This window comes from Fodinibius salipaludis, assembly GCF_002287075.1.
In the GTDB taxonomy this organism is placed as follows: Bacteria; Bacteroidota; Rhodothermia; order Balneolales; family Balneolaceae; genus Fodinibius; species Fodinibius salipaludis.
In genome coordinates this window covers 479,718-495,071 of the sequence record NZ_NSKE01000001.1, presented here as the reverse complement: position 1 = coordinate 495,071, position 15,354 = coordinate 479,718, and the positions used below count along the sequence as shown (strand labels likewise).

General features: G+C 42.1%; 14 protein-coding genes. 5 read left to right on the top strand and 9 right to left on the bottom strand.

Annotation, left to right across the window (positions count from 1 at the left end; all coding sequences use genetic code 11):
* Positions 1-10: 10 nt before the first annotated feature.
* The 4 genes from CK503_RS01970 to rplU all read right to left on the bottom strand — a co-directional run bounded on the left by CK503_RS01970 (position 11) and on the right by rplU (position 3,468).
* Positions 11-1,942 (bottom strand): M23 family metallopeptidase, encoded by a 1,932-nt coding sequence (locus CK503_RS01970; protein WP_095605093.1) that lies wholly within the window; start codon positions 1,940-1,942, stop codon positions 11-13.
* Positions 1,943-1,945: 3 nt separating this feature from the next.
* Positions 1,946-2,602 carry a fumarylacetoacetate hydrolase family protein gene (locus tag CK503_RS01965; RefSeq protein WP_095605092.1) on the bottom strand — a complete coding sequence of 219 codons (657 nt, stop codon included), beginning with the start codon at positions 2,600-2,602 and terminating at the stop codon, positions 1,946-1,948.
* 72 nt (positions 2,603-2,674) lie between these two features.
* The gene (gene rpmA, locus CK503_RS01960; protein WP_095605091.1) at positions 2,675-2,932 is read right to left on the bottom strand and encodes a 50S ribosomal protein L27; all 258 of its coding nucleotides are present in this window, start codon (positions 2,930-2,932) and stop codon (positions 2,675-2,677) included.
* Positions 2,933-2,952: 20 nt separating this feature from the next.
* Positions 2,953-3,468 carry a 50S ribosomal protein L21 gene (gene rplU / locus CK503_RS01955; protein WP_095605090.1) on the bottom strand — a complete coding sequence of 172 codons (516 nt, stop codon included), beginning with the start codon at positions 3,466-3,468 and terminating at the stop codon, positions 2,953-2,955.
* A gap of 154 nt (positions 3,469-3,622) precedes the next feature.
* Here rplU and CK503_RS01950 point away from each other — a divergent pair, with 154 nt between their 5' ends.
* Entirely contained in the window at positions 3,623-3,829 is a 207-nt protein-coding gene (locus CK503_RS01950) for a hypothetical protein (RefSeq protein ID WP_095605089.1), read from the top strand.
* Between the two features lie 24 nt (positions 3,830-3,853).
* Entirely contained in the window at positions 3,854-5,914 is a 2,061-nt protein-coding gene (locus tag CK503_RS01945) for a peptidylprolyl isomerase (RefSeq protein WP_095605088.1), read from the top strand.
* Here the strand turns inward: CK503_RS01945 and CK503_RS01940 are convergent.
* A complete protein-coding gene (locus CK503_RS01940; protein ID WP_095605087.1) occupies positions 5,894-6,514 on the bottom strand; it encodes a Dph6-related ATP pyrophosphatase in 621 nt (206 codons plus the stop codon). The genes CK503_RS01945 and CK503_RS01940 overlap by 21 nt on opposite strands.
* A 152-nt stretch (positions 6,515-6,666) precedes the next feature.
* On the opposite strand from CK503_RS01940, the gene CK503_RS01935 reads away from it, so the two are divergent.
* From CK503_RS01935 to CK503_RS01925, 3 genes are read left to right on the top strand one after another with little or no spacing between them, the layout of a single operon-like run.
* Positions 6,667-7,875 carry a 2'-deoxycytidine 5'-triphosphate deaminase gene (locus tag CK503_RS01935; protein WP_095605086.1) on the top strand — a complete coding sequence of 403 codons (1,209 nt, stop codon included), beginning with the start codon at positions 6,667-6,669 and terminating at the stop codon, positions 7,873-7,875.
* Between the two features lie 20 nt (positions 7,876-7,895).
* Positions 7,896-8,114 carry a hypothetical protein gene (locus tag CK503_RS01930; RefSeq protein ID WP_095605085.1) on the top strand — a complete coding sequence of 73 codons (219 nt, stop codon included), beginning with the start codon at positions 7,896-7,898 and terminating at the stop codon, positions 8,112-8,114.
* Positions 8,115-8,117: 3 nt separating this feature from the next.
* Entirely contained in the window at positions 8,118-8,816 is a 699-nt protein-coding gene (locus tag CK503_RS01925; protein WP_095605084.1) for an RsmE family RNA methyltransferase, read from the top strand.
* Positions 8,817-8,912: 96 nt separating this feature from the next.
* Here CK503_RS01925 and CK503_RS01920 read toward each other — a convergent pair whose 3' ends face one another.
* The 4 genes from CK503_RS01920 to CK503_RS01905 all read right to left on the bottom strand — a co-directional run bounded on the left by CK503_RS01920 (position 8,913) and on the right by CK503_RS01905 (position 14,752).
* Complete coding sequence (locus tag CK503_RS01920; RefSeq protein ID WP_095605083.1) at positions 8,913-10,799, bottom strand: S41 family peptidase; 1,887 nt, start codon at positions 10,797-10,799, stop codon at positions 8,913-8,915.
* 142 nt (positions 10,800-10,941) lie between these two features.
* Positions 10,942-12,387 carry an ATP-dependent protease ATPase subunit HslU gene (gene hslU, locus CK503_RS01915; protein WP_095605082.1) on the bottom strand — a complete coding sequence of 482 codons (1,446 nt, stop codon included), beginning with the start codon at positions 12,385-12,387 and terminating at the stop codon, positions 10,942-10,944.
* The gene (hslV, locus tag CK503_RS01910; protein WP_095605081.1) at positions 12,387-12,935 is read right to left on the bottom strand and encodes an ATP-dependent protease subunit HslV; all 549 of its coding nucleotides are present in this window, start codon (positions 12,933-12,935) and stop codon (positions 12,387-12,389) included. The genes hslU and hslV overlap by 1 nt, the downstream gene beginning before the upstream one ends.
* Before the next feature lie 44 nt (positions 12,936-12,979).
* Complete coding sequence (locus CK503_RS01905; protein ID WP_095605080.1) at positions 12,980-14,752, bottom strand: Rne/Rng family ribonuclease; 1,773 nt, start codon at positions 14,750-14,752, stop codon at positions 12,980-12,982.
* Positions 14,753-15,354: the final 602 nt, after the last annotated feature.

Here is a 15,354-nt window from a genome sequence, read left to right as displayed (position 1 = left end):
CTCCCTATTTTTACTCTTTGTTTTCTAATTCAAAAATCTGTTCTGTTTTATTTCCCATCTTATCATAGGCGATAACCTTAACTTTCATTGAGGGAGTGGGCACAAAATTAGGGTGGTAATAAACAAAGCGATTATTTTCCGGCTCAAATTCTGCAATACCCTGATCATCGTTAACGAATATTTTTGACTTGGAATAATCAATGCCGGAAAGATTATCCAAAATATTTATATAAATAATCCATTTGCCATCGGGACGTTGGCGCAGGCGTGGATTTCTTAATTCAGGAGCTTTTTGATCCTTTTTTAAAGAAAAATGGCCAAGAGTTTCAGTTTTGCCAATAATATGAGAGTTCGTAAAACTTGTAGGAATTAATTCCCATTCCTTATCCTCTTGATCATAATGATAAAGCGAGAGTTTGGCTGTATTACTCAAAGTACTATCACGAGCGGTATAAAAGGCATATTCTTCTTTAACCGGATAGGCATTCGGGATTAAATCAACTGTTAAGGTATTTTGGGTAAAACTGTTAACAGACATTCCCACCGAAACGGTATCATAAAATGTTTGCCTGGGAAATATGGCAAAATGGTTTTGATCAGCGGAGGAAATAAAAGAGGTAGATTTCGGATTAATCCGGTAGAGTTGCAGTGGACCCGTCTCCGGAGTATTGACGTAGATCGATTTTTGTCCTTTTAGATTAACTGCAATACCGTTGGTATGTTCAGTAAATTCCTCTCCATCTGCCAAACCAATGGTGGTATGTTCATATTGACTGTATGGGATGGTAACCCAATCCGAAAACCAGTTCCACTGATCTGGAGATACAATGCCGGGATTTGAGTTGCGATTTGTGAAAATTTGATGCTTTTTTTGCTGCTGATCTTCGGAAACTTTTAGAGTAAGTTTGGCTGTAGAAGTATTACCGTAATAATCTTTTGTTGTGATGGTAACATGATGTGTTCCCACCGGCAAATTGAGGACGCCATTTTGTTTGTCGGTTTTATAAAATGGGAGGGAGTTTCCATCCGCTATATACAGTCGTTGAAATCCTTTGTCCATATTTTTTAAGAGGGGATACACTCGATCGATGAACATCTGGTGAGTTTCACCGTACGAAAAGCTGTCGACTCGGGAGCTGAAAGTGTGCTCCCCGTTTACATTTAACTTGAGCTCATAAACGGCATAGGTGTTATGAACATTGTTAGACTGATCAAAAGCATTTAACCCTAAGCCAATAGGGCCTTTAGTTGTAATGGTACCAAAGCTATAAGATCCATTTTTGAGTTTTGCTTTTTTGGTAAATATGGCATTTTCGCCTTCAATGGTGGATCTGAGACTAAGTGGTTCTACAGAAAGCCCTCTAATTTGCGGAGGGATGTCATCTTTAACCGATAAGTTTGTTAGCAGGGGATTAAATGGCTTGTGTGAGGGCGTTCGAAGCTCAAAATGAAGGTGGGGCGGACCAATACCCGAAGCGCCGCTGTATCCGATGAGGTCACCTTGGTCGACTTCAATATTTCGCCATCCCCAGAACTTTTCTATTTCAAATTGATAATTGTCAGCAAACCGAACGGAATCAGCCAGCTGCTGCAGTTCATCATTAAAAGCGAGCAGGTGGGCATATACCGAATAGGATCCATCGTCGTGTTTTAAATAGATTACTTTGCCGTAACCCCTTGGACCAATAGCAACACGATCAACAGTTCCATCGCGGGTGGCATAAACTTCGTATCCCTTTCGTCCCCAGGTTTTGATATCCAAAGCGGCATGAAAGTGCGCTGCTCGTGTTTCCCCAAAAGTAGAGGAAAGATACCGGCTGGCTTCGGTTGGCCAAACATAGTGGGCTTGGCTCGGACCAAAAGTATCCGATTCTTGAGCTAATAATGGATGAGTAGAAATTCCCGTAAAAAGCGTAATGAAAAGTAGAAGGCGAATATTCATCGGTTAATCTACGGTTACGGAAATTGTTGCCAGTCCATTGTTCAACGTAGCCTCAATGTTATCTCCCTTCGTTATGGGTGATACCCCTTTGGGGGTACCGGTTAAGATAATGTCGCCGGGTTGCAGGGTAAAAATGGTCGATAAATAATGGATTAGGTCAGCCACCGTAAAAATCATCAGCTTGGTACTGTCCGATTGACGAATTTCGCCATTCACGGATATTTGCAGATCTATATTTTGTGGATCTTCGATCCGATCCTTTTCGATGAACGTGCTCAGTGGAGCAAAAGTATCAAACCCTTTGGCAACGGTCCACGGATGACCTTTTTCTTTGGCTTTTTGTTGAATATCACGAGCGGTAATATCAATTCCGATACCATATCCCCCGACATGTTTTAAAGCTTTTTCTTTCGGGATATTTTTGCCAGCCCTATCAATAGCAACTGCCAACTCCACTTCGTGATGAACATTCCCACTTTGGGGAGGGATCTGAATGTTATCACCATCAAAAATGATGCTACTGGTCGGTTTTAAAAAAACAAGCGGCTGACTCGGGACTTCATTGTTGAGTTCTTTAGCGTGTTCAACATAGTTGCGGCCGATGCAAAAGATATTACGAAATTGTAGATGGGGCAGTCCCGGGATATTATTCTTTTTCATAGAGCGTAATATAAAAAAGCCTTGGTCTCTTAAGAAACCAAGGCTTGAAAAAAATCTGGTAAAAAAGTGCTGTTATGAAACAGGTTCAACACTTACATATTTACGTCCACCGGAGCGAACGCGGAAGGTAACCTGTCCGTCAGCTTTGGCAAAGAGCGTGTCATCGCCGCCACGGCCTACATTATCGCCGGGGTGGAATTTAGTACCACGCTGACGTACGATAATATGACCGGCTTTAACAACTTCTCCACCGTATTTCTTAACTCCAAGTCGTTTCGAAATCGAATCGCGACCGTTCTTTGTAGAACCTTGTCCTTTCTTATGCGCCATAACAATCTAAAATTTCTGAATTATCCTTCTTGCTTACTGTTCCATGCGTCCAAAACGGTAACCCGTTCTTCATCATCGGGAACAAAACCTTTGAGATCTTCAAGATCAGTATTTCGGATATGACTAATGGCCTCTTTGGCTGTCATATCAGTAGATACTTGTCCTGATTCCTCAGACTCAGAAGTATCTTTTGCTTTCTTAGCTTTTTTCTTACTTCCACTGCCGGAAGTAGAAATGCTGTTAATCTCGATTTGGGACATCGGTTGGCGGTGTCCGCGCTTAACTTGATATCCCTTGCGACGTTTCTTTTTGAAAACGATAACTTTGTCTGACTTTACATTATCAAGCAAAGTCGCTTCAACAGCAGCACCTTCAACAACAGGTTGACCTACTGTTACATTACCGTCATCATTTGTTAATAAAACTTCGTCAAAAGTAAGCTTTTGATCTGTTTCATCACTTTGCTTGTCAACAAACAGGACATCGCCTTCTGAAACGCGATATTGATGTCCACCTATCTTTACTACTGCGTACATCTAATTGTCTAATTTTATGTTGTAAATTCTTTTGGCTACAGAATGCCAAATATAAGCTTTTCGAAGCTTAAAGCAAAGCTAAAAATCTTATGAATTATAGTTGTTAAAATTGTATTATTGTCAATGAATTACATCCAACAGAAAAGAAATTGTTATGGAGAAGAACTTACCCGATTTGCATGAGCAAGCTTTTATGTTCAAAAATGAGAAACGTTTACAACATGATGGAGGACGAGCGTGGATTAAGGATTCACAACTCCACGAAGCTCGCAAAGATGGGAACGGCAAATTGAAGACTATCCACCCTGAAAAAGATTCCGATCGCGTTGAAGAGGCTGAGGATCATAAGCCTTCTCTCTAATCTTTTGCAACTCAATTATTGACAATGAAATATGTCCGATTTCGATCTTGGATAGTCTTAATAGCACTGGTAGTTGGTGTTATTATACTATTCAATTATTCGACTGGTGATTCGGGGCCATATAAAAGTGCTAATCCGATTACAGATTCACTGCTTACTGCAACGCACCCGGATTTATATGAAGCTGTTACCCGGCGGGATGCAGAATCCCTCGAGCCATATTTATCTCATCAACATCCCCAGGTACGAAAGCAGGCTTGGCGGGCTTTTGCCAACACTCCGGTAGATTCTGCAGGTTCATTCATTAACATTGTTAAAGAACAGAATTCTGATGCCTCTTGGTTTGGGCTTAGCAAGCACGAACTTGCAAAAAATGAATTGAGAGAGCTCGAACAAAGCTGGATAGAGCATGCTGAATTACGTCCCGGAATTTCAAGGGTACTTGGTCGACAGGGTGATAAACAAACGCTTTCCTTTTTAATTGACCAGTTGGATAAAAACTTAGCGGATAGTGAGTATCAGTCTGCGTTGGCCGTAGGGCGGTTAGTGCAGCAGTTTGATATTACTCAGGATCGTCAAATCCGGGTGATACAGAAGGCATTTGATACAGAAAACTATGAAGCTACTCGCGCTTATTTATATGGTTGGTATCGTGATGATGAGTCTCAATTAACTGCTACGGCTCAAGATACCCTGTTTAATCGATGGCAGCTGATGGGAACAGGCTTGAGTAGAGATGTGGATCAGTATGTAAATAAGATTCTACCCGAACGCACTACTCATACCATGACAATTTTCTATAATGGTGAACAGATGCTGGACCATGAAGTGCAATTGGCGTATGAGTTGGCTACTTCTATTGGTAAAGTATCCCTGAATGATAAGCATTCATTGGCAGCTAAAATTTTATTGACGAACGAAAATCCGCATGTCCAGATTCGAACATTGCAAAGTTTGCAAGGGAATGTTAAAGAAGGGGAAGATCTGTATGAATACATTTATAATGAAATGTTGACCGATGAACGGTTAACTGACGCTGTTTGGCTGCAGGCGTTAGCGTTAGTACAACAAGTGGATAGTCAGATTGTTGGAGAACACCAAGACCGGCTTGCGACCATTCCTGAAGAAAACCCCTATTTATGGCCCGAAGCGTTGGGGATTTATCAGCAATATGAAGCTCCGAAAGATTATCTGCAGCGTATTGAGGATTTGGTGAGCGAGGGGGAACAGTTGCCGACAACGTATGCTTTGCAAAGTTTGGGAAGTTTTGTACAGAATGGTCAAAATATAGGAGACCATAGGCAGCAAGTTCGCAATATTGTTTTTGATGCTCTGGATCTCGGTGACCGGGGCGTGGCTTATATGTCAGGTTCGCTATTGGAAAATGAAGCATTATTTGAATCTGATGATTTTGATCGCATAAACGGTAGCTTGGCGGCCTTTTCGCTGCCCGAAGACATTGAAGTTTATCAAACGTTTGGCTCGTTGTTTAAAGAACGATTTGAAGAGCAGGCGAAACCCGTTATCGATTCACTTGCTTCTAAAAATTATGTGCCGTTGAATCGCTCGCTGGCCGATGCCGGATGGGATGTTGAGGTGCCGGAAGACTCAAAAACTGAGTTTCGTTTACCTGACTGGGCTCGACTTTGGGAGCTGGGGCCCAAACCCACACTGCTTGTGCAAACCGAGAAAGGGAGAATTCATATTGAGATGAATACGCTTAGTGCTCCCGCTACAGTTGCAATGATTGACAGTTTAAATAGTGCAGCACAGTACAATGATGTACCGTTTCATCGAGTGGTGCCCAATTTTGTAATACAGGGCGGAGATATTGAACGACGGGATGGATTTGGCGGACCCGATTTTGTGATACCTACCGAAGCATCAGAAAAAGGATTTACGCGGGGTGCGGTGGGTATCGCCAGTGCAGGTCCCGATACTGAGGGCAGCCAATACTTTATGATGCATCAGTGGAAGCCGCATCTAAATGGAGATTATACACGTTTTGGCAAAGTGACTGAGGGAAAAGATTTGGTGGATAGTATCTTGAAAGGAGATAAGGTGTTATCGACCACCTGGTATTAACGGTTGATTGTCGAGTGTCTCTGGGTCTTTGAATATCACTTTGGTATGGAATTCTCCGTTTTCACCCATGGGATCGATTTCATTAAGGCGCTGAAGTTGCATGACCAACTTCTGATCGAACGGTTCTCCTGTTTTTAGCAGTGACTGAAATTCTTCTTTAACCGCGCTGATTTTTATTTCTATCGGTTTTAGAAGCAATATGGGTAGCAAGTCATTTAACTCTTTTTGCCATATGGGGAAAAGGCAGGAATACCCCATTTCTCCGAACACTTTTTCTCGCCATTCTCGGATATCTTCCAGGTACCAATCGCCAAAAATGAGATTATCAATCGGTTGGTCCAATTCATTCAGGGCATTTTTAATCCGCTCTAAATAGGTTTTATTGGGGCATTGGGAAGGAAGTCCGACGGAAATTAGATCCAAGTCGAGATAATTTGTTTGTTCCTCTATTTCGGAGAGCGGGATGTTTTGATGAGGTACAATGTCGGTGGACTCATCATAAGTTGTAAGCAGTTTTAGATCCGCCTTCGGTTGCGACTCCCTGAAAAAATGCAGAGCCAAATAGGCATCTTTGCCGCCGCTCCAAAAAAGAATATTCATTGTGTTTGTAATAAATTAATTAGGTAATCAGTGTTTGTAATTAAAGTAAGATCGATTCTGAATTCTGATTACTGAATTCATATATTAGGGCGCAAGTTCAGATTCTGTAAGATAAAAATATTCATTAACGTTTTAATTTAAGATAGTTTTTGATGAGCAGCGAGATTCAAAAAGTACATTTGCGCACCAAAGGTATTCTTCCCGTTCAAAAATTGCGTGTGTTAGCGAATGCGGGCATTATTTCTCATGCTGATGGATATCCGTTGCAGGATGACCAGTTTCAGCCCAATTCAATAGATTTACGTTTAGGGGAGAAGGCTTACCGGGTGAGATGCAGCTTTCTGCCCGAAGATGAGTCAGTAGATCAGAAGCTGGACAAGCTCAGTCAGTACGAGTTTTCAATTACCGACGGAGCTATCTTGGAACCGAACTGTGTGTATATCATTCCGCTGCTCGAAGAGTTACATTTGCCGTCGCATATCTCACCGCAGAAAACATTATTCAATGGAAATGAAAACGGAGTTGACTATCAGATTGTATCCGGAGAGCATCTTTCGGCCAAAGCCAACCCCAAGAGCACAACGGGGCGACTCGATGTATTTACGCGTGTAATTACGGATTATTCGCACCGTTTTGAAGAAATACGATCGGGCTATAAAGGAAGAATGTATTTAGAAGTGGTGCCAAAATCTTTTCCGATAAAGATTAAAACGGGACACCGGTTGAATCAGCTGAGAATTCGTCACGGCTATACCGTGCTTTCCGATCAGGATATTTTGCGGACCCACAGTTCTGATCCATTGCTTTTTACCGAAGGCGGGAGTCCGGTTGATGTGGATGAACTGAAAGTTAATAACGGACTCTTTTTGAGTGTGAATTTACATGCTTCAGAAGGAAAAATTGTAGGATACAAGGCCAAGAAGCACCGTGATTATATCGATCTCGATAATATCGACTATTATGAGGTTTCTGAGTTTTGGGAACCTATTTATCATCAACCTGATGATCACCTTATTTTAGAGCCGGAGGCATTTTATATCTTTGCCTCTAAAGAGCGATGCCGTATTCCGGAATACTTAGCGGCTGAGATGATTGCCTACGATACGGGATCGGGAGAGCTGCGTACGCATTATGCCGGCTTTTTTGACAGTGGATTTGGCGGACGTGTTGAAGATAAAGGAGCACGAGCTGTGCTCGAAGTGCGTTCGCATGATGTACCATTCTTGATTGAAGATGGACAAACGTTTTGCAGTATGAAGTTTGAACCGAATACCGAAGTTCCTAAATTTGTTTATGGTGATGATATTAAGAGTAACTACCAGGGACAAGAACTTCGTTTAGGAAAACATTTTAAACAATAGTGGTTAAGAGCTGAGTTATTATGGCTCCAAATAATGTAACAGAATGTATTTGTCACGATCGGGAGTTTATCGAGATAAAGCAGTATGCCAATCAAAATAATGTCACTTCACTCGATGAGCTTCAAGATCAGGATTATTGCAGTAACAGTTGTGGGCTTTGTGCTCCGTATGTTGAAATTGTTTTGGAAACCGGCCAGACGGAGTTTGTGCCCGGTGAGCCGTTCCGAAAAAAACGATAAGGGATGAATATTTTTTATGTGCCACCCGCGCAGATAAATAATGGATTTGCAGAGCTTTTGGATCAGGAGGCGATTCATGCTTCCAAGGTGATGAGGGCTCGGGAAGGAGACAAGTTAACGATTGTAGACGGGGTTGGCGGACGTTATGAGGGAATTGTCCGTCGGATTACAAAGAAATCGGTGCAAGTAGAAATTAAAGATGAGCAGCACAGTTTACCTCCGAAGCCACAACTTGTTTTAGGGATGGGAATCATCAAGAAAAGAGATCGTCTGGAATTTGCCGTAGAGAAAGCCATAGAGTTAGGGGCAGCTCAAATAGGTCTGTTTAGAAGTGAGCATACGATTAAAGAGAATGTGCGCATGGATCGTCTGGAATCGATTGCTGTCTCAGCGATGAAACAGAGCTTACAGTCACATCTTTGTAATGTAGAGATCTACCATTCGTTGGATATTATGCTTGATGTTGTTACAGTTGATAATATATTGGTTGCCCACGAAAAAGTTGACGAAACCAACGGAGATATTGACTACAAAAGTGTTCACAACTCTGATAGAACACTGTTATTAGTAGGGCCGGAGGGAGGGTTTTCGGAAGATGAAATTGAAGAGTTCGTCAATAGGGGAGCAGATCTTGTCTCTCTTGGGCCAAACAGATTACGTGCAGAGACAGCTGTAGTGGCATTTCTTAGTCAGTTTTTGTGAAACTTTTGTTACCTACCGGATCTAAAATAATTGTCTTAAATAAAAAAGCCCGACTCATTGAGTCGGGCCTGTTAAATTATTAATTGGACATAACGGTTAGTAACGATCAGTAGAAGGCGTTGTATGCGTGGCTGCATACTCTTCTAACTTTGCTACTTCATGCCACATCTTCATTGCTTCATCAATAGTTTCGTCAAGTTTATTTCTGACTGGATAATACTTTTTAAGTCCCCAAACCTGTCGCGCCAGCTCTGCTTTTATTAGTCCACGGGGCATCCATTCGATTTCTTCTAAATGGCCATTCGGAATGAATAGCGTATCAGATTTGAAGTCTGGTTTTGACAATGTATCGGTTACGACCATATTCTTTTCTTTGAGACGGCTGAAAACCTCATCCATCTGTTCTTCCGACCACTCAAACTCTTTGTTAAAGCGATCATAGTTATCTTCCCATTTTTTTCGGAAACTGTCACCGTTTTCATCCAGATAGTCTCTTACAAAATCAAAACCAACCCGATTACGAAGCATATAGTTGGCTACAATCTTGGATTGCGCTGTATCGGGCTGTACAACATGATCCGGGACAATGCCGCCGCCGCCGTAAACTGTTCGTCCGGCATCAGTAGAATACTTCAAGGAGTCGGGTACATCAGATACAAATTCCATGGCATCACCCTTGGCATCGACCCCACGTTGATATATTTCATAAGCGTATTCTTCACCACCTTTTTTGTTGTATGGTTTTTGTATTAAACGTCCGGAGGGGGTATAGTATTTGGAGATGGTAACACGAATTTTACTGGAATCTACCAGTTCGTATTGCTGCTGCACCAATCCCTTGCCGAAAGTACGTCGTCCTACAATCCATCCGCGATCGTGATCTTGGACTGCGCCACTTACAATTTCACTTGCAGAAGCTGATCCCTCATCAACGAGAATCATGAGCGGTTTGTCTTTGAAGAAACCATCTCGGCGTGAATAATAGGCCGAGGTAAATCGGGTATGCCGACTTTTAGTTGAAACAATTTTTGTGCCTCGGGGGAAGAATTCTTCGGTAATAGCAACGGCCTGACTAAGATAACCACCGGGGTTACCTCTTAAATCTAACAATAGGCGTTCCATACCTTTATCCTGGAGATCTTTCATGGCCTCCATAAACTCTTCATGGGTAGTTTGGATAAATTTATCCATTTTGATGTAGCCGGTCTTTTCGTCCATCATATAAGCGGCGCCGATGGAGTAGAGAGGTATATCATCACGGACAATGGTGAATTGGATAGGATCTTTTACGTTGGGTCGTTTAATTGTGACATCGACCTCAGAACCCTTTGGTCCCCGAAGGTTATTGCGTACATCCTCATTTGTAAATCCTACAGCACTTTCACCGTCAATTTTGATAATGCGATCTCCTGAGCGAATGCCCAATGCATCACTGGGTCCACCGGCAATAGCCGTAATTACAGTAATGGTATCTTGGATTACGTTAAACTGAACGCCAATACCTTGAAATTTGCCTGAAAACTCATCATCGATATCATCACTCAGTGAAGGTTCTATATAAACGGAGTGTGGATCCAATCCCTTAAACATCGATTCCAGGGCATCTTCGGTACGTTTGGTCATATCCTCATCGGGATAGTTATTAGTCACATAAAGATATGCTTCTTCAAATTTGTTGACCGATTCGCTAATATCATTAATTTTCAAATCCCCAAATGTAGTATCGGCGGGGGTACCTTGAAGATTAGCTGTGCTGTCTGATAAGTTTTTTACCAGTCCTTTAACACTGTTTTTATATAGGTTTGTTACATTAACCTCATCAACATAATTGTCGATTATTCGTCGTTGGGTCTGGACGTATTTTTTGATGTTTTTTTGCAGTGTGTCATTTCCGGGAACCACGGTTTCAACGCCGGCAAACCAGAAAGAGGATAGGACAAACAGTGTTATTATGTTGGGGATGATAAACTTTTTCATGCTCATGGTGCAAAAAGGTATTGGTGGTTATATGCAGAATTTACTTCCTAAACATACTGTTAAAGAAACAACGTATTAAAGTAGACAAATGGGTATTTGCTGTTTTAATTGTAAGTAGTTCATTAATTTGATTTTTGTCAACGTATATTTAAAGAATATATTGACTTAAATCTTTATCCTTAACAAGATCGTCCAGCTGTTTGTTCACATAATCTTTGTCGATAGTGATGTCGCCGGAGCTAATATCATCGGGAACAGCAAATAACAGCTCATCCAGCAGTGATGATAAGATCGTGTGCAGTCTTCGAGCACCGATATTTTCTACGCGATCGTTTACCTGAGCAGCTATAGAAGCTACTTCCTTAAGGGCGTCTTCCGTAAATTCTATTTCAACGCCTTCAGACTTTAACATAGCTTGATATTGCTTGGTCAACGCATTTTTGGGTTGTGTTAGAATATCAAAGAAATCCTTTTCTGTAAGGGAATTAAGTTCCACGCGAATAGGGAAACGTCCCTGTAATTCGGGAATAAGATCGGAAGGTTTGGAGACATGAAAAGCCCCTGAACCGATAAACAGCATGTGATCGGTTTTCACCATACCGTGCTTGGTAGAAACATTACTTCCTTCCACAATCGGGAGCATGTCGCGCTGTACTCCTTGGCGACTTACATCGGGTCCACCGCCGCCACCGCTTTTGCCGTTATTGGAAGATTCGGCGACTTTGTCGATCTCATCAATAAAGATAATGCCTTGTTTCTGTACGCGCTCAAGTCCTTCCTGGACGGCCGACTCGTGATCAATTAGCTTTTCGGCTTCTTCTTCCAGCAGGATTTCACGGGCTTCTTCAATCGTTACTTTGCGGTTGGTTTTTTTCTGTCCCCCTAAATTACCGAGCATATCCTGCAGGTTGATGCCCATTTCATCCATTCCGCCCTGTGGACCAAAAACCTGCATCATGGGTGAGCGACTGGTCTTTTGAACTTCAATCTCAATTTCGCGTTCATCAAGTTCTCCGTTACGAAGCTTCTCGCGAAATTTTTTGCGTGTACGTTCATTCAGCTCCTCATCAGAAGCACTTTGTGGGTTGAAATCCTGATCGCTTGAATTGGAATCAAATCCCGGAGAGCTATTATCACTCTGGTTTTTCTTAACGGGAGGTATGAGGATATCCAGAATGCGTTCTTCAACGATTTCTCGAGCTTCCTCTTCTACGCGATCGCGCATCTCCGTTTTCACCATGTTGATGGAAATGTCTGTAAGGTCGCGAATCATCGATTCTACATCGCGTCCCACATAGCCAACTTCAGTAAATTTGCTGGCTTCAACTTTTGTAAAAGGTGCTTCTGCAAGCTTAGCCAACCGACGAGCAATTTCTGTTTTACCTACACCGGTAGGGCCAATCAAGAGAATATTATTGGGCAGGATTTCATCTCTGATTTCTTCATCAGCATTCATACGTCGCCAACGGTTTCGCAAGGCAATGGCAACCGATCGCTTAGCGTCGTCCTGTCCAACAATGTATTTATTTAATTCTGCTACAACTTGTTGTGGAGTAAGATTCTTCTGTGTAACTGTCTTCTGTAAAGTACTCATTAATCTTCAAGTTCTAATATACTCAGGTTATGATTCGTATAGATACAGATATCTGCTGCAATATCGAGTGCTTTTTGTACGATCTCACGGGCTGATAAATCGGGAGCATCCTCCTTTAATGCCCGCGCAGCAGCAAGTGCATAGCTGCCACCGCTGCCGATGGCTAAAATTTGATCATCGGGCTCAATAACATCACCCTGACCCGAAATAAGCAGAGCCTGATCTTTACTCATTACGACCAATAGTGCTTCAAGTTTTCGTAAAAATTTATCCTGCCGCCACTCTTTGGCCATCTCAACGGCAGCGCGTTTTAAATTACCGTTATACTGTTTCAGTTTTTCCTCGTATTTCTCAAAAAGAGTAAAGGCATCAGCCGTAGAACCGGCAAAGCCCGCGGCAATTTTTCCTTCATACAGGCGCCGTACTTTGTTAACGGTAGCTTTCATCACCGTATTTTCCATGGTTGCCTGTCCGTCGCCGCCAAGGGCAGCCTCTCCATTGTGAATAATGCCTAAAACAGTTGTTGCTTTTATCTCAGGTAAACTCATTAAATTCTGTTCTGTTTCATTTCTTTTGGGTTAGGATGTATTGGTTAGGAGTCAGACTTGTAGTACTTGGACTTTGAGCCGTCTCCCGAACGGGTCGGACGTGGCTTTCGCTTATCTCGTTTTTGACGTTTACCGGAATCAGACCCATTTTCCTTTTTATAATAATCCAGGTCACCTCTGCCCGGACGGTCATCCAGATCGTCCAAATCATTCGTTTCGTTTGCAATAAGCTCATCGATGTTGTTTTCCTGCATAACCACATCTGTAATGTCAATATCGGAGCCGGCAATGGTAGCCTTATATTCGTTCAGGGAAATAGAATCATCGCCAACAAGCGTAATTTTCAGCCAGTAGCGGAACATCCATTTCCGACGAATGCTAAGCAATCCTTTTTCCAAGTATGCCTTGAGATATGGATTGATATAAATATCAACAGCGCGATAGTCAGTCGTAGTACGGAATTTACTTAACCATGCATCAAGATCGGCAATAATAGTATTCTTTGTAACTACGCTACCCGATCCTCCACAAGTGGGGCATACTTTAGATACAGAATTAACCACACTTGGCCGGATACGCTGACGGGTAATTTGCACCAGCCCGAAATCGCTCATTCCAATAACATTGGTCTTGGCGGGATCTTTCTTGAATTCTTTCTTGAGCTCGTCGTAAATCTTCTTTCGATTTTTATCATTGCGCAGATCAATAAAGTCGACGACAATAATTCCCCCGATATCTCGTAGACGCAGTTGTTTCGCTACTTCACGCGCAGCTTCAAGATTCGTTTTTAGCGAATTGTCTTCCTGCTTTTCCTTAGCTGCGTACGGACCGGAGTTTACATCTACCACATACATCGCCTCGGTTTGTTCAAAGATGAGGTACCCGCCGGATGGCATGCGAACGCGTGGACTAAAGATAGAATCCACATCTTTGGCCACCTTCATGAAGTCAAAGATGTGTTCACGTCCCTTATAAAGTTCTACATTGGGAAGCATTTGCGGCGCGACCTGGCTTACATACGATTTAATCTTTTTGTGCATCTCGGGATCGTCAACCAGCACGCGGTCATACTGCTTAGCAAAAAGATCACGGACCAAGCTCTCGGTCATATCAAGATCTTTATAAAGCAGTTCCGGTGGATCAGCGGTTTCAAGCCGTTCCAGGATACGTTCCCATTTTTTGAGCACATCGCGCATATCATCCTCAATAGATTGCTCATCCTGTCCTTTGGCAACCGTTCGGATGATAACACCGAATCCATCGGGAACCATTGAGCTTACAATGCTTTTAAGGCGACGACGCTCTTTATAGTTATTTATTTTCCGGGATACTGCTACATAATCACCCATGGGAATAAGCACGAGGAAACGTCCCGCTACAGTGATATCCGTAGAGATACGCGGACCTTTGGAACCAATTGGTTCTTTAACAATTTGAACCAACAGTTTCTGACTGGGATTTAAAATTTTTCCCGCCCAGTTCTGTTTCTCGTAATTGGAAATCTGGTTGAAGTCCGTCTTCTTCAGCTCTTTGCGAACATTCTTGTGAATGGCATCGCGTCCGTTGAGCATCTGAACATATTCTTTCAGATGATCACCGGCGTCAGAAAAGTGCAGAAAAGCGTCCTTCGGGGTACCCATGTCAATAAAAGCTGCACGGATACCACTCATTACCTTGTGGACCTTCGCCAGGTAGATATTACCTACCGTACGTTGGTTTTCATCAGATTCTATAAAAAGTTGGGCAAGTTCGCCGTTTTCCAGCAGGGCTATCCGGGTCTGCTTTCCCGAGGCGTGAATAATGATTTGATTTTTCATTGAAATATTCTTCTTTCACGCAGTTGCTGTCCTCCGGACGTATAATCCTGATCAGTAAATCAATAACTTTCATAGTAACAACAGTCTTACAGTTCGTTCGTCTTAGCGGGATTCCAGCAACCGCTAAATTAAAATTCCTGTTAGGAGAAAAATTTGTTTGTGTAATAAGATCGTATTCAGAGGAGGGTATATATTGCAGGAAACGATCACAAGAAATCAGCGAGTTCATAAACTTCGCCGCATTCTTCAAAAAAATGTTCAAATGCTTTCGAAAAGTGAATAAAACCTTAAATAGTGCTTGTGAGTAAATAATATGCTGCAAAAGGTAAACCTAAACTTTTTTAAAATCTCTGAATACTTGGTACATAGTATCACATTAATATACAAGTAGTTTTGCTATTATGTAAACGGTAAATTGATCAAGTGAGTTCATGAATTGATAATATTCCTTTAAGTCGGATCTCATTAACAATTTTTGTGCTTCCTTATTTTAAGTTCACTGTATATATCTGCAATATATGGCTCTGTGTATCCATGCGTTATTTTTTTATTTGCCTGATTAGAACTCCATGTTTGAGTGGAGATGTTGGGTAATAAATATT

What these genes read in the sequence shown, in the direction of transcription:
- CK503_RS01970 (WP_095605093.1), bottom strand. Translation starts at nt 1,942, where the DNA reads ATGAATATTCGCCTTCTACTTTTCATTACGCTTTTTACGGGAATTTCT.
- CK503_RS01965 (WP_095605092.1), bottom strand. Translation starts at nt 2,602, where the DNA reads ATGAAAAAGAATAATATCCCGGGACTGCCCCATCTACAATTTCGTAAT.
- rpmA (WP_095605091.1), bottom strand. Translation starts at nt 2,932, where the DNA reads ATGGCGCATAAGAAAGGACAAGGTTCTACAAAGAACGGTCGCGATTCG.
- rplU (WP_095605090.1), bottom strand. Translation starts at nt 3,468, where the DNA reads ATGTACGCAGTAGTAAAGATAGGTGGACATCAATATCGCGTTTCAGAA.
- CK503_RS01950 (WP_095605089.1), top strand. Translation starts at nt 3,623, where the DNA reads ATGGAGAAGAACTTACCCGATTTGCATGAGCAAGCTTTTATGTTCAAA.
- CK503_RS01945 (WP_095605088.1), top strand. Translation starts at nt 3,854, where the DNA reads ATGAAATATGTCCGATTTCGATCTTGGATAGTCTTAATAGCACTGGTA.
- CK503_RS01940 (WP_095605087.1), bottom strand. Translation starts at nt 6,514, where the DNA reads ATGAATATTCTTTTTTGGAGCGGCGGCAAAGATGCCTATTTGGCTCTG.
- CK503_RS01935 (WP_095605086.1), top strand. Translation starts at nt 6,667, where the DNA reads ATGAGCAGCGAGATTCAAAAAGTACATTTGCGCACCAAAGGTATTCTT.
- CK503_RS01930 (WP_095605085.1), top strand. Translation starts at nt 7,896, where the DNA reads ATGGCTCCAAATAATGTAACAGAATGTATTTGTCACGATCGGGAGTTT.
- CK503_RS01925 (WP_095605084.1), top strand. Translation starts at nt 8,118, where the DNA reads ATGAATATTTTTTATGTGCCACCCGCGCAGATAAATAATGGATTTGCA.
- CK503_RS01920 (WP_095605083.1), bottom strand. Translation starts at nt 10,799, where the DNA reads ATGAGCATGAAAAAGTTTATCATCCCCAACATAATAACACTGTTTGTC.
- hslU (WP_095605082.1), bottom strand. Translation starts at nt 12,387, where the DNA reads ATGAGTACTTTACAGAAGACAGTTACACAGAAGAATCTTACTCCACAA.
- hslV (WP_095605081.1), bottom strand. Translation starts at nt 12,935, where the DNA reads ATGAGTTTACCTGAGATAAAAGCAACAACTGTTTTAGGCATTATTCAC.
- CK503_RS01905 (WP_095605080.1), bottom strand. Translation starts at nt 14,752, where the DNA reads ATGAAAAATCAAATCATTATTCACGCCTCGGGAAAGCAGACCCGGATA.